General features: G+C 62.0%; 13 protein-coding genes and 1 pseudogene. 10 read left to right on the top strand and 4 right to left on the bottom strand.

Annotation, left to right across the window (positions count from 1 at the left end; all coding sequences use genetic code 11):
* Positions 1-829: 829 nt before the first annotated feature.
* Positions 830-1,480 (bottom strand): carbonic anhydrase, encoded by a 651-nt coding sequence (locus tag ACEK02_RS24270; protein ID WP_371424074.1) that lies wholly within the window; start codon positions 1,478-1,480, stop codon positions 830-832.
* Positions 1,477-3,054 (bottom strand): SulP family inorganic anion transporter, encoded by a 1,578-nt coding sequence (locus tag ACEK02_RS24265; RefSeq protein WP_371424073.1) that lies wholly within the window; start codon positions 3,052-3,054, stop codon positions 1,477-1,479. Before ACEK02_RS24265 ends, ACEK02_RS24270 begins: the two co-directional genes overlap by 4 nt.
* An 879-nt stretch (positions 3,055-3,933) precedes the next feature.
* On the opposite strand from ACEK02_RS24265, the gene ACEK02_RS24260 reads away from it, so the two are divergent.
* From ACEK02_RS24260 to lgt, 7 genes are read left to right on the top strand one after another with little or no spacing between them, the layout of a single operon-like run.
* Entirely contained in the window at positions 3,934-4,275 is a 342-nt protein-coding gene (locus ACEK02_RS24260) for an ArsR/SmtB family transcription factor (protein WP_371424072.1), read from the top strand.
* A 2-nt stretch (positions 4,276-4,277) separates the two neighbouring features.
* Positions 4,278-4,703, top strand: a complete 426-nt coding sequence (locus ACEK02_RS24255; RefSeq protein WP_371424071.1) for a YeeE/YedE family protein — start codon at positions 4,278-4,280, stop codon at positions 4,701-4,703.
* A 4-nt stretch (positions 4,704-4,707) separates the two neighbouring features.
* Positions 4,708-5,151 (top strand): DUF6691 family protein, encoded by a 444-nt coding sequence (locus ACEK02_RS24250; RefSeq protein ID WP_371424070.1) that lies wholly within the window; start codon positions 4,708-4,710, stop codon positions 5,149-5,151.
* A complete protein-coding gene (locus ACEK02_RS24245; protein ID WP_371424069.1) occupies positions 5,148-5,927 on the top strand; it encodes a sulfite exporter TauE/SafE family protein in 780 nt (259 codons plus the stop codon). Before ACEK02_RS24250 ends, ACEK02_RS24245 begins: the two co-directional genes overlap by 4 nt.
* Positions 5,928-5,946: 19 nt before the next feature.
* Positions 5,947-6,696 (top strand): MBL fold metallo-hydrolase, encoded by a 750-nt coding sequence (locus ACEK02_RS24240; RefSeq protein WP_137405582.1) that lies wholly within the window; start codon positions 5,947-5,949, stop codon positions 6,694-6,696.
* A 36-nt stretch (positions 6,697-6,732) separates the two neighbouring features.
* Complete coding sequence (locus ACEK02_RS24235) at positions 6,733-7,119, top strand: rhodanese-like domain-containing protein (RefSeq protein WP_371424068.1); 387 nt, start codon at positions 6,733-6,735, stop codon at positions 7,117-7,119.
* Between the two features lie 47 nt (positions 7,120-7,166).
* Positions 7,167-8,006 (top strand): prolipoprotein diacylglyceryl transferase, encoded by an 840-nt coding sequence (lgt, locus tag ACEK02_RS24230; RefSeq protein WP_371424067.1) that lies wholly within the window; start codon positions 7,167-7,169, stop codon positions 8,004-8,006.
* Between the two features lie 368 nt (positions 8,007-8,374).
* On the opposite strand, the pseudogene ACEK02_RS24225 reads toward lgt, so the two are convergent.
* A pseudogene (locus ACEK02_RS24225) lies at positions 8,375-9,132 on the bottom strand (IS5 family transposase).
* Positions 9,133-9,264: 132 nt separating this feature from the next.
* Between ACEK02_RS24225 and ACEK02_RS24220 the strand changes: the two are divergent.
* The gene (locus ACEK02_RS24220) at positions 9,265-10,497 is read left to right on the top strand and encodes an aspartyl protease family protein (protein ID WP_371424066.1); all 1,233 of its coding nucleotides are present in this window, start codon (positions 9,265-9,267) and stop codon (positions 10,495-10,497) included.
* On the opposite strand, the gene ACEK02_RS24215 is transcribed toward ACEK02_RS24220, so the two are convergent.
* Complete coding sequence (locus ACEK02_RS24215; protein WP_371424065.1) at positions 10,491-10,913, bottom strand: helix-turn-helix domain-containing protein; 423 nt, start codon at positions 10,911-10,913, stop codon at positions 10,491-10,493. The genes ACEK02_RS24220 and ACEK02_RS24215 overlap by 7 nt on opposite strands.
* A 75-nt stretch (positions 10,914-10,988) precedes the next feature.
* Here ACEK02_RS24215 and ACEK02_RS24210 point away from each other — a divergent pair, with 75 nt between their 5' ends.
* Together ACEK02_RS24210 and ACEK02_RS24205 are read left to right on the top strand one after the other, a co-directional pair.
* Positions 10,989-11,633: a cation diffusion facilitator family transporter gene (locus tag ACEK02_RS24210; protein ID WP_371424064.1), complete on the top strand. Its 645-nt coding sequence runs from the start codon at positions 10,989-10,991 to the stop codon at positions 11,631-11,633.
* Positions 11,630-13,030: c-type cytochrome (locus ACEK02_RS24205; protein ID WP_371424063.1), on the top strand; the 1,401-nt coding region annotated here is incomplete at its 3' end. The genes ACEK02_RS24210 and ACEK02_RS24205, both read left to right, overlap by 4 nt.

Genomic DNA, 13,030 nt, shown 5'->3' with positions numbered 1-13,030 from the left:
GGGTCACACGATTGCGCGAGATGTTCCGGAAAACGATGCCGTATAGTGTACCGTGATCCGCGATGAAGCGATCTTGCCCAGCGTTCGAGAGCCCAGACGCGAGCACGCCAAATCTGCGGTGCCCTGTTTCCAACTGGTGCTGAAACTTAAGTTCTGCACCGCCGGAGGCCCACGAGAGGTTCAGCCGATCGCCCGCTTCCAGATAGGCGTTGATCGCTTGAGATCCCCCGGGTGCGATCACTAGCGATAGGACTACTGGACTGCGTCGCGGATGCCCCGCGGGCATCTTAATGGCTCCTATCAAGAACAGCATGACCAAGGCTACAGCGGCAGTTATCATCCCCGCGATAAGTCCGATGTTCCTTGCAGTTGACCTCACGCATTGGCCGATCGTAGCAATCACCATCTCACCCGCTTCCGCTGTGGCAGCAGAAGGCCTGTTGCCGGGCACTAGGTTGTCCCGTGCTTCCTCGGTGTCGCCGCCGAGCTTCTACGCGTTTCATTACAAGCGTACTGAGGACTTCGAGCCCACCCGTGATCGCGATGACGGCGGCTGCGAGCGCGACCAGCACGGCGGACCGGTTGCGGGACCCTGTATAGCGAGCCTGAAAGTCTTCAGGTTGGTGCCCCTTCATCGTCATCATCTCTTTCGTGACGAGAGGTCGATGATCCGTCTTGAAGGATCGATGATGATTTTGAAGATGCATCGGCAGGGAGTCCCGATATCCGCCGTGGCCCGGAGAGAGCAAAACCCCCGCCCGGCGCTTAGGGGATTTCCTAATCGTACGCCGGACCTGCTTCGTCGAGGATGGGCGAGATTTGTCGCTGTCTAACTGCGGGTTGGTAACAAGACGCGATGAGGACGCCCAACACCCTCAAGCGGTGTCTGGGCATCGAGCTCCATCATTGGCTTGATGTGGCCATCTCGAATATCATAAACCCAGCCGTGCAGCCAAAGCGGCTGTCCGAGCCGCCATGCTTCTTCGACAGCGCTCGTCCTGGCAAGAATGAGCAGCTGATCCCGGACGTTCATTTCGACGAGGCGATTAACCTTCGCTTCGTCCCCTTCGGCTGCCGCCAACTCGTCGGCATGATCGCGAACTACGTTTCGCGCGCGATCGAGCCAGCGGTCCAGATGGCCAGAGACTCCGCCTCCAAGCGCCGCCTTGATGCCCCCGCAGCCGTAGTGACCGCATACAATGATGTGCGGAACCTTGAGGACCTGGATTGCAAACTGCAATGCCGCCATGAGGTTAAGATCGTCGGGATTGACGAGGTTAGCGACATTGCGATGAATGAACATCCCGCCGGGCGGAGTCATGGTCATCTGCTCGGGACTGACGCGGCTGTCCGAACACCCTATCCAAAGAAACTTCGGCTTTTGCCCATCCGCTTGCCGTGAAAAGAAGTCTGCTCGCTCATCGACGAGTTCTTCCGCCCAAGCTCTGTTTGCGAGCAGCAGTTGTTTATAGTCTCTCATGCGAACGCAACTCCAACGACGGGCGCATCGATCAACGGGGCGGTCCGTTCTCCAAGATCTCCACGAACGACGACGCTGATTGATCGAAACTGGGAAGCCTTTATAAAGGCATTGATGATCTCGACATTGTCGAGATCGACATAGTTTGTAGCAGACAGGTCTATTAGCAGACTGCTGTTGTCTGGAACGCGGTTCAACTGCTTCAGAAGCTCGTATTTGTGAATGAAATACAGATTGCGCCGCGCGCGCACCAGGCAGTCGTCCCCCTCACAAGCGAACGTAACAGCAGTCCGGAAGTTTCTGGCTATCACAAAGACAAAACCGACGGCCAAGCCGACGAGAATACCTTCCAAGAGGTTGCTGAATACAATCGCGATGACTGTCACCAGAAACGGGATGAACTGAGTCCAGCCTTGGCGGAAGCGCGCGATGAACAGCTTGGGCGTGCAGAGCTTGTAGCCGGTCGCAATCAGTACGGCAGCGAGCGCAGCCAGAGGAATGAGGTTGAGCAACGAAGGAATAAGCGCGACCCACAGCAACAGCCATAACCCGTGGAGCATCGTCGATGTCTTGCTCTGGGCGCCCCCGTCGACGTTGGCCGAGGAGCGCACGATCACCGACGTGACCGGTAGACCCCCAAGCAGCCCCGAGACGATATTGCCGCCCCCCTGTGCCATAAGTTCCCAGTTCTTGTCCGTGGTGCGGCGGCGAGGATCGATGTCGTCGATCGCCTTGATGCTCAGCATCGACTCAAGGCTCGCGACAATCGCGATAGTAGCCGCTGCCGCCCATACGGCACCGCTCAGAACACCTGAGAAATCTGGAAGTGCGAACAGGCCGGCAAAATCGCTCACGTTGCCCGCGATGGGAACTTGAACGAGATGTTCCTTCCCAATCTGCCAAGACGGTAGCAAAGCACCGAACAGCGCATTGCCAATGATGCCAATTAGGACCACGACCAGCGGGCCAGGTAGGAAGCGCAACGGGCCGTTCTGCGGCTTTGCAGCGGCCCACCAGAACAGAAACGCTAGGCCGACAACACTGATCGCCAGTGCTCCCGGCTCGAACGTTTTTCTTAATACGAGCAAGAGGTTCGACAGGGTATTCCCATCCGCCGATGAAAACTGGAAGCTACCTGCGGCTTCAACTTCATATCCGACTGCGAATGGGATCTGTTTCAGGATAAGGATCAGGCCGATGGCGGCGAGCATGCCGGTTATAACTGAGGAAGGAATGAACTCGCTGAGAACCCCAGCACGGGTGAGCGAGAAGATCAGCTGGAGCAGCCCTGCGAGCACGACGACGCTCAGAAACACCGGGTAGCTCGGTAGCGAGTTGATCGTGTCGAGGACGATCACGGTGAGGCCGGCGGCTGGCCCACTTACCGATAACGGTGACTTCGACAAACCACCGACTACGAGTCCTCCGACTATACCGGCGATCAGGCCGGAGAATAAAGGTGCTCCCGACGCGAGGGCAACGCCAAGGCACAATGGCAGCGCTACCAGCGCCACCACGATTGAAGCAGGCACATCGGTCCGCCAGGTTGCAAGTGATGGAATCGGAAAGGGCACGAAGGTGCTCCCATACATAAATTGGATCGGGAAGCTCCTGCGCGCGTCGATGCTACGACTGTTCGCTGCACACGAGGAGGTGAGATCATGCTGCGGAGCGTATTTTGGACCGTCGTGAGTTCGGTTCACAAAACCTCACCCTGGGACGACAAATCTAATAGCAAGCATGATAGGCGCGATTATCGAGTGGCTCGGACGTTGAACCTATCACGGCCGCGCGCCGCCGCTATGCGTTGGGCGGACGCAACCCGGGAGCGGTGGTTACCCCTACTCCAAACCTTGAACACCCCGAAACCGGCGGCCCTTGTTCAATTGCGACTTGAAATGCGATCGTCTCATCTCGCACGTTAACATGATCACCGTGGGTTTCACCGTGATGATGCGCTAAACCCGACTGATCGCCAGACAGCAACTTGCCGCGGGATGACTCTGAGTCGCTACTCGCAACGGATGCTGTAGGCTGTTCCGCCACAATGCTAACAGCTCTCGGACGCTCTTCGCTTGCGTGTGCTATCGAGCTTATGCCCAGCAACGAGGCGAGCAGAATACCGGCAACGAGGAGGAAAATGCGGGTCATCTGCGATGCACCATAGCGACATCCCAGGGCCTCGGATACAAACTTCGACTCCTGCGGCGATAATATCACAGTTCATTCGTCTTACAGTCGCCATGGCTACTCTCATGCCGTGGTGGGGACCGCCTTGTCGATCAGCATGGGGTTTTCCGCACTCCGGCACTTCAAAGGTTCCAAGGCCGCTTCCTGCGAAAGGAGCCTCGATAGCTCGGGGAAACAGTAGCCAACGGGAAACCCTCCTAAGCTGGCGCTTGATCGAACGCCGTTCTATCATATATGTTGCATATAAGATGTTTGGAGCAGCCGTGCCACCTTCTCTCGTTGAAATGTCCCCGGAGCTTCTGGAGGAAAAGGCCGGCGAAGCCGAAGCGTTCCTCCGTTCGCTTGCGAGCCGGCACCGTCTAATGATCCTGTGCAGCCTGCTCGGCGGGGAGTTGTCGGTAAGCGACCTGGGCGAGCGCCTCGGACTGACACAGTCCAATTTGTCCCGCCATCTGGCCACCCTGCGCGACGAGGGCCTGGTGGGCACGCGGCGGGAGAAAACGACGATATTTTACCGCATCACGTCCGAACGCGTGCTGCCGATCCTGACGGAACTCTACGCACTCTTCTGCGCCGGTGGCGAAGCCGAGAGGGGAGAATCCTGACGATGGAGGGTTTCACCCCATTTTCGGCCATCGTGGGCGGCGCGCTTATCGGCCTCTCGGCTTCCCTCCTGTGGATCGCGAACGGGCGCATTGCCGGTATCAGTGGCATAATCGGCGGCGTGCTTGCCCCTGTCCGCGACGATGTGGCGTGGCGCGCAACGTTCCTGGTCGGCCTGCTCGCTGCGCCCTTTCTCTATCGCGCGGCGGGCGGCGTGCTGCCGGACCTCACGTCGCCGGCCCCAGTCGCCGTCGTGATCGCAGCCGGCCTGCTGGTAGGATTTGGGACTCGGCTCGGGAGTGGTTGCACCAGCGGGCATGGCGTCTGCGGGATAGCGAGGCTCTCGCCCCGTTCGCTCGCCGCGACAGGCGTCTTCCTCATCACAGCGGCTGCGACCGTGTACGTCGCGCGGCACGTCGTGGAGTTCTGAGGCAATGAGGAAGCTGCTCATCGCGCTGGCCTCGGGGCTCATCTTCGGCTTCGGCCTGATCGTCTCCGCCATGATCAGCCCAAGCAAGGTGCTGGCGTTTCTTGATGTCGCCGCGCCGTCGTGGGACCCGAGCCTGGCCCTGGTGCTGGCCTCGGCCGTCATGGTTTCCGCATTGGGATTTGCACTTGGCCGAAGGCGCGATGCTCCGCTTTTCGCAACCACATTCAATGGGCCATCGTCCCGGTCTCTGGACAAGAAGCTTCTCTCAGGCGCGGCTTTGTTCGGCGTCGGATGGGGCCTCGTCGGCTACTGCCCTGGTCCGGCCCTCGTCGCCCTGAGCCTCGGGGCGCCGACGGCGCTGGTGTTCGTCATCGCGATGCTGGTGGGCATGGGCGTCTTCGCCGTTCAGGAACGCTATCGCGCGGCCAGGGCGGGGGCCAACCCATGACACCGGTCGACATCTTCACGCTCATATCCGGTGTCCTCGTCGGCTTCACCCTCGGGGTGATCGGCGGCGGCGGCTCGATCCTGGCCCTGCCGTTGCTGCTGTATGTCGTCGGCATGAAGGACCCGCACGTCGCGATCGGCACGAGCGCGCTGGCGGTGGCCGCCAATGCGTTCGCCAACCTGGTCCAGCACGCCCGGGCCGGAACCGTGAAGTGGCCCTGTGCCCTCGTTTTTGGGGCGTCCGGCGTCATCGGCGCCCTGATCGGCTCCACCCTGGGCAAGATGGTGGCGGGTCAGCATCTCCTGGTGCTGTTTGCAGGCGTGATGATCGTCGTCGGCGTTTCCATGCTGCGCGGCAAATCCGGGGGCGGCGATCCGGGCGTGCGGATCACGCGGCCGATCGCTGTCCGGCTCGTGGTGATCGGCCTTCTCGCCGGCCTCTTGTCCGGGTTCTTCGGCATCGGCGGCGGCTTCCTGATTGTGCCCGGCATCATGCTCGGCAGCGGCATGCCCATCCTCAACGCGGTCGGATCGTCGCTGTTTTCGGTGGGAGCGTTCGGCTCGGCGACAGCCTTCAACTATGCCCTGTCAGGGCTCGTGGACTGGCGCGTGGCCGGCTTCTTCATCGCTGGCGGGGTCGTTGGCGGCGTCGCCGGCATGCAAACCGCCATCCGGCTCGCCGATCATAAGGGCCTGCTCACCCGCATTTTCGCTTTCGTCCTGCTCGCCGTGGCCGCCTACATGCTGTTCCGCAGCCTGGGCGGGATCGGCAGCTAAGCACCATTGGAGACCGATCATGATCTTTCGTCAGTTGTTCGAACCTGAGTCCTCGACCTACACCTACCTCCTCGGCTGCCCGGAGACGCGCAAAGCCGTCCTGATCGATCCTGTCCTTGAAACGATCGAACGCGACCTTGCCGCGCTTCAGGAACTGGATCTTGAACTGGCCTATACGTTGGAGACCCATGTGCATGCGGACCACGTCACATCGGCCTGCTATCTGCGCAGCCTGACCGGCTCCAAGATCGCGTACCCCGCCATGGACGGCCTCCCCTGTGCTGACGTGGGGGTCGCCGAGGATCAGCCTCTGACTGTCGGCGCCCTCAAGCTTCAGCCGCTGTTTACGCCGGGACACACCGATGCCCACCATACCTACCTGGTCGATCAGCCCGATGGTCTTCGCGCCTTCACCGGCGACGCCCTGCTGATCGACGGCTGTGGGCGGACCGATTTCCAGAACGGTGACGCCGCCACGCTCTATCACTCGGTCACGCAGAAGATTTTCACGCTGCCCGGCGACGGTCTGATCTTCCCGGCCCACGACTACAATCATCGCCACATCACGACAGTGGCGCAGGAGCGTGAGCGGAACCCGCGCCTTGCCGGCAAAACCGTTCAGGAATTTGTCGCGATCATGGCCGCGCTCGATCTTCCCTACCCGAAGAAGATCGACGTTGCCGTTCCGGCAAACAAGCTTTGCGGTGATTGCCCAACAGATTTGCCCGAGCGGCTACGCCAGATAGGCGGCAAGTCCGAGCAGGGTTAAGCGATCCGATACAGGTTCAACTACAGGAGAAAGTCGATGCCAACACGCACCTCGAAACAGCTGGTTTCCGAAGCGAATGCCCTTGTCGAAGCTATCGCGCCTGACGATGCAGCCAAGCTCGTCGGCCATCCCGAGGTCCAGTTCGTTGACATCCGCGAGCCAGGGGAAGTCGCGAAATCGGGGCTGGTCGCTGGTGCGGTACACGTCCCGCGCGGCCTTCTCGAATTTCAGGTCGATCCTGAAAGCCCCACTCACAATGCCAAACTCGCCGCCGGATCGCGGTTGGTGCTCTACTGTGGATCCGGTGCCCGCTCAGCTCTTGCCGCAAAATCACTCAAGGAGATGGGCGTGGAAAATGTCGCCCACGTGCCCGGCGGGTTTGCAGCGCTCAAGGATGCCGGCGCTTCAATCGCACCGGAATAGCCCCATGGCACGCTCGATCACTCGTTCTCGCTGTCAGGATATAATACTTGGATAGCCATATCGCATTCGCCAGCCTCGGGTTGAGCCCGATTGCCATCTCCATAGGCCCACTCGACATCCGCTGGTACTCGCTGGCCTATATCGCCGGCATCATAGCCGGATGGTGGTATCTGCTGCGGCTGCTGGCCCAACCCGCCGCCCCGATGAACCGCGCGCAAGCTGACGATCTCGTGCTCTACGCGACGTTGGGCGTCATCCTGGGCGGCCGGCTCGGCTATGTGATCTTCTACGGTCCCGAGATGATCCTTCACCCCCTGCAAATTTTCAAACTGTGGGATGGCGGCATGTCGTTCCACGGGGGTGCGGCGGGCGTCTCGTTCGCGCTGATCCTGTTCGCGCGACGACACGGCCTCAGATGGCTGCGGGTCCATGATTATGTCGCCTGCACCGTACCGATCGGCCTGTTCTTCGGTCGCCTCGCCAATTTCGTGAATGGTGAGCTTTGGGGAAAGCCCACCGATGTGCCCTGGGCGATTGTGTTCCCCGGAAGTGGCGATGGCCTCGCGCGTCACCCGAGCCAGCTTTACGAGGCCGGGCTGGAAGGGCTGGTCTTGTTTGCCGTGCTCGCGTCCCTCTTCTGGTTTACCAACGCCCGACGCCGCCCTGGTATGCTCGTCGGCGTGTTCCTTCTTGGCTATGGGCTCGCTCGCTTTACTGTCGAATTCTTCCGAGAGCCCGATGCCCAGCTTGTCGGCTTCACAGCCAGAACAGGGCTTCACATGGGCCAGTGGCTCACGCTGCCTATGATTGCGGCGGGTATCTACCTGATAGTCGCAGCTTGGCGCCGGCTCGCGCAACCAGCAGGGCAAATCAGCGACCCGCATTGATGCGCTTTGTACCTGCGCCTTTTCAAAGTGAACCAGCAATCGATGCCAAAATCGAGTTGCAGTGATTAGGAACTACCGGTCGCTATCCTGGTGCTCCTCAAGGTCTAGCGCCAACTCTGATCGTGCATCGCACCGTCTCGCGCGCTCGGGCTGCGGTTTGCTGCATTCCTCAATCGTTTCGTGGTTGGCCGTCACGAACCTATCGGCCCGACGGTCGCACAGAACGCGGTCGGGCGGGCGCTCTGCATCATCCGCTGCCCGGCCGCCCAACGGGGCATGTCGGAAGGGTTCGTGGGAGAGGCTAACCGGTCCGGTCTGGCGCGAGTGCAACGCCCCTTGCTCCTCTAGTAGCTAGGGTCCAGACTCGTTCAGAGCCAGAAGGCGATGGCAGCGGCAAGAGCAACGGCTGACTGGTAGTTGCGGGCAAGCTTGTCGTAGCGCGTAGCGACGCGGCGGAAGTCTTTGAGGCGGCAGAACATGGCCTCGACACGCCAGCGGTCCTTGTAGCGGCGCTCGTCGTACTGGATCGGCCGCTTGCGATTGCGCCTGCCAGGGATGACTGGGATCGTGCCCTGTTCTCGCAGCGTGGCACGCAGGCTGTTGGCATCGTAGCCGCGGTCAGCGATGAGCCGCTTCATGCCGACAGTCTCGGGAACGAGCAGGTCGGCACCCTTGATGTCGGAGGTGTTGCCCGGCGTCAGCGCAAGGCGGAGCGGTCTTCCAAGGACGTCGACGAGCGCATGGATCTTCGTCGTCCGGCCACCGCGAGAGACGCCAATGGCTTGGGCGCGAGCCCCCCTTTTGCGCCGCCGGAACACCGGTGCGCCTTGACGTAGCTGCTGTCGATCTGGGCGGTCTCGGCGATCCAGCCCTCCTCGGTGAGAGCCGCAAGGATACGGCTCCAGATGCCGCGCCTGCTCCACCTGTTCCAGCGGTTGTAGACCGTGGTCGAAGGGCCATAGTCGCTCGGGCAGTCTTGCCAGCGACCGCCGCACTTGAGCATATGCACGATGCCCGAGATCACCCGCCGATCATCGACCCGGCGTGCCCCTGGCTGGTTCTTTGGCAAATGCGGCTCAATCGCCGCCCATGCTGAATCCGACAACCAAAACAACGCTCCTGCCATGTCCGAGCCTCCTTCAACCGGAGACTCCCTGAATCAGCACTCGTGCACGGAATCAAGATGCTGATTGGGTTTGGACCCTAGAGCATGTAACGGAGCTCCGTCCGCAAGGGCTGGGGTGTTGGAGACAGCTATTTGACAACGGCTCATTTGAAAGCGATCGGCATGTCGCGACGTTTACTATTTACCCGCATTTTGGCCTGTGGGACGGGTCTGCTTATCGGCCCGGCTGCGCTTGCCCGAGCGGCTTCCCAATCTGCGCCCTCGTGGAACTTTGGTGCGACTCACCTGGATTGGGAGCCGCTGGAAATCGGGACGGGAGATACCCTCCTGGTTTCGGCGCAAGTGGGCGGCCTGCCGGTGCGGGCGGTGCTCGACAGCGGAAGCGGCGCGTCGATCATAAGCACGACTCTCGCGGCAAAGCTCGGTCTGAACAACGGCGAGCGGCGCATGATTAGCGGGCTGAGCGCCAAGGCCTCTGTGCAACTGGTGCGCGATATTGACGTGCTGCTCGCCCGCGAAACGCGCCGATTGCCCTTCGCCGTGGTAGCTGACCTGAGTGCGGTTTCAGCGGCGTTCGGCCGCCCAATCGATATCCTCCTCGGCGCGGATATGTTCACGGGAAGCTGTATCGCGCTTGATTTCGGGAACAGGCGGCTGGCGGTCGTCAAGTCGGGGGCGTTCCTGGCCGGCCCTGGCTGGAAAGCGGTGGCGCTTGGGCGCGGAAGCAAGCAAGAGCTTTTCATTCGAGCATCCGTCGCGGGCCTGGCTCCCGTGCCTCTGATGCTCGATCTTGGCAGCTCGGCCGCGCTGATGCTCTCGTCGGCCTACGCCCGCGATCAGGGGCTGCTAAACGGGAAGCCCCTCTCAACTGCGGCGCTTGGCGGCGTCGATGGCGTGAAAACCAACGACATTTTCACGATTCCCAACATCAACATCGAAGGGCTCAACGTCTCGAACATCCCCACTCTTGGGATGCGAGATTGGCTCGGGACTAGCACGGTCGGCAACATCGGATTGCCGCTGATCGCCCAATTCGACGTGGTGTTCGATGTGACGGCCGGGTTTGTGTGGTTTCGTCCGCTCGATCCTCGAAACCGCCTGCCGATGCTGAAGGATCGCAGTGGCCTTGGACTCGCGGCCTCGCCAACGGCGCTCACCGTTGTCCATGTGGCGGCAAACAGCCCGGCGGAAAAGGCTGGCTGGGCAGTCGGGCAGCGGATCATAGCAGTGAACGGGCATCCCGTTGACGCGAACTATACTCATGGGGAGCTTTGGCGCGCCCGCTATCGGCCTGCTGGAACCCTCGTCAAACTTACCATGGAAACCGGGGACGTGCGCGAGCTCAGGCTCGCCGACTATTATTGACGTTCCGGCTGGGGATGGCGCCTGCCGATCGCCCTCATGATCCGACAATCCGCCATGCGCGCCTTGGTGCAGCTCTGGCTGAGCATCGCCAGCTCGTCCCGCAATACTGCGAGTTGCGCCAGTCTCGCTTCCACGTCCTTGAGGTGCTGAGTAGCGATAGCTGACGCGGCACCGCAATCCTGATCCGGGTTCTCGGCCAACCCCATCAACGATCGTATCTCGTCAACGGAGAAGCCGAGCCGGCGGCCATTGCGGATGAAATGCAAACGCTCGATGTCGCTGGCGTCGTAGGTTCTGCGGCCCGACGCCGTGCGCGGCGGGGGTCGCAGCAGTCCGATCGACTCATAAAAGCGAACGGTCGTCACCTTCGTTAAGGTCTCGCAGGCGAGTTGCCCGATCATCACCGGCTTCATCATGCCATCCTTGCTAATGCGAACGTGTCGCATATTTCGCTTGCTTCTACAGCGACTAGAGGTGGTAGGGAAGGCCGCATGACTGCTTCTACCGAAAGCTGCGGGTGCCACGGCGAACCGATCCGCGCTCAACATGATCCGGCCTACCGTCGCGCGCTGCTGATCGTCGTGGTGCTCAACCTTGGGTTCGGCGTGGCCGAGCTGTTCGGCGGGTTCATCGCCGATAGCCAAGCGCTCAAAGCCGACTCGCTCGACTTTCTCGGCGATGGGTCGATCACCCTCTTGGGGCTGCTGGCGCTCGCCTGGTCCGCGCGCGCGCGCGCGCGCGTGGCTCTCTCGCAAGGGCTGTTCCTAGGCGCGCTCGGGGTAGGCGTGATCGCGTTCGCCGTCTGGCGCGCCCTGAATGCGACCGCGCCCGATGCCGAGCTCATGGGCGCGATCGGCGTCGTCGCGCTGGCGATCAACGTCGGCTCGGCACTGGTGCTCGGCCGGTTCCGCGAAGGCGACGCCAATGTCCGCGCGATCTGGCTGTTCAGTCGTAACGATGCCCTCGCGAACGTCGCGGTGATCGCCGCGGCAGGCCTGGTGGCATGGACCGGCCAAGCCTGGCCGGACCTCGCGGTCGCCGGCGTGATCGCCCTTCTTTTCCTCCACTCCGCTTATGAAATCATCCGAAACGCGCGGCGCGAACTCGCGCCGACGATCTTGGCGAACGCATCGTGATCCAGGCTTTGTCCGTTTTCCCCCGCGCGCTGGTGCGGGCGCTCGCCGTCATGCTCTGCCTGCTCACGCTGCCGACCGTGCTGCACGCCGCCCCCGCAGCCAATCAGAATGATGTGCAAACCGCATGGCGGCTGCTCGACTACATAGCGGTCGATTATAGGGGCGCGGTCGCCAACGGGCGGGTCAAGAGCGCGCCCGAATATGCCGAGATGAAAGAGTTCGCCGCATCCGTGTTATCACGGCTCAAAGTCCTGCCGGCGAAGCCGGAGCGGCACGCTCTCGTCCAGGGAGCTGCGAACCTGCAAGCGGTGATCGCCCGCAAGGGAGCCCCTGAACAGGCCGCCACGCTAGCGCACGGGCTCGCTGCCGATCTGCTGCGCGCCTATCCGGTGCCGCTCGCGCCCGGCAAGGCCCCGGACCTCGCCTCGGCCGATGCGCTATTCCGACAATCCTGCGCATCCTGCCACGGCATGACGGGCGACGGGCGCGGGGCCGACGCCGCCAAGCTCGACCCGCCGCCGATCGCGTTCACATATGCCGAGCGCGCCCGCCAGCGCAGTGTGTTCGCGCTCTATCAAGTGGTGACGCAAGGCATCGACGGGACGGGGATGCAGAGCTTCGCCGATCTACCGAACGACCGACGCTGGGCGCTGGCCTTTCGCGCCGGGAGCTTCGCCTCAACCGACGAACAGGCGCGCGAAGGCGAGCGACTGTGGAAGTCGGACTCCGTGCTACGCCAGCGGATACCCGACCTGAAAACCCTGGTCGCACTTACCCCCGCCGCTCTCGCCAGCTCGATTGGCGAAGCCAAAGCCGATGCCGTGCTTGCGTTCCTGCGCCGCCATCCCGATCAGGTGATGCAACAGACACCGGGCTCGCTTGCGGTTGCGCGTGCCAAGCTGGCCGCAAGCGTCGCCGCAGCGCGACGCGGCGATGCGCGCGGGGCCAAGGAGCTGGCGCTGTCAGCTTATCTCGACGGGTTTGAGCCGGTCGAACCGACGCTTACCGCGCGCGACGCGACGCTGATGGGCCGGATCGAAGGTGCGATGGGGGAGTTCCGCGCGGCACTCGATCGCGGCGCTTCGCCCGAGGATCTCGCGGAAAAGGTGTCGGTGCTCGACAGCCTGTTCAACGATGCGGAAGCGGCGCTCGCTCCTGATGCTGCTACAGAAGCATCCACGTTCTTGGGCGCATTCACGATTCTGCTGCGCGAAGGGCTTGAAGCCCTGCTCATCGTTGTCGCCATGATCGCTTTTCTTCGAAAGGCGGAGCGCGGAGAGGCACTGCGCTACGTTCATGGCGGATGGATCAGCGCGCTCGTTGTCGGCGCGATTACCTGGGCGGTCGCCACCTATGCGATCGGGATCAGCGGCGCGAGCCGGGAGCTGACGGAAGGG

Source organism: Tardiphaga sp. (assembly GCF_041424195.1).
Classification (GTDB): domain Bacteria; phylum Pseudomonadota; class Alphaproteobacteria; order Rhizobiales; family Xanthobacteraceae; genus Tardiphaga.
This window is presented reverse-complemented; position numbering and strand designations above follow the sequence as displayed.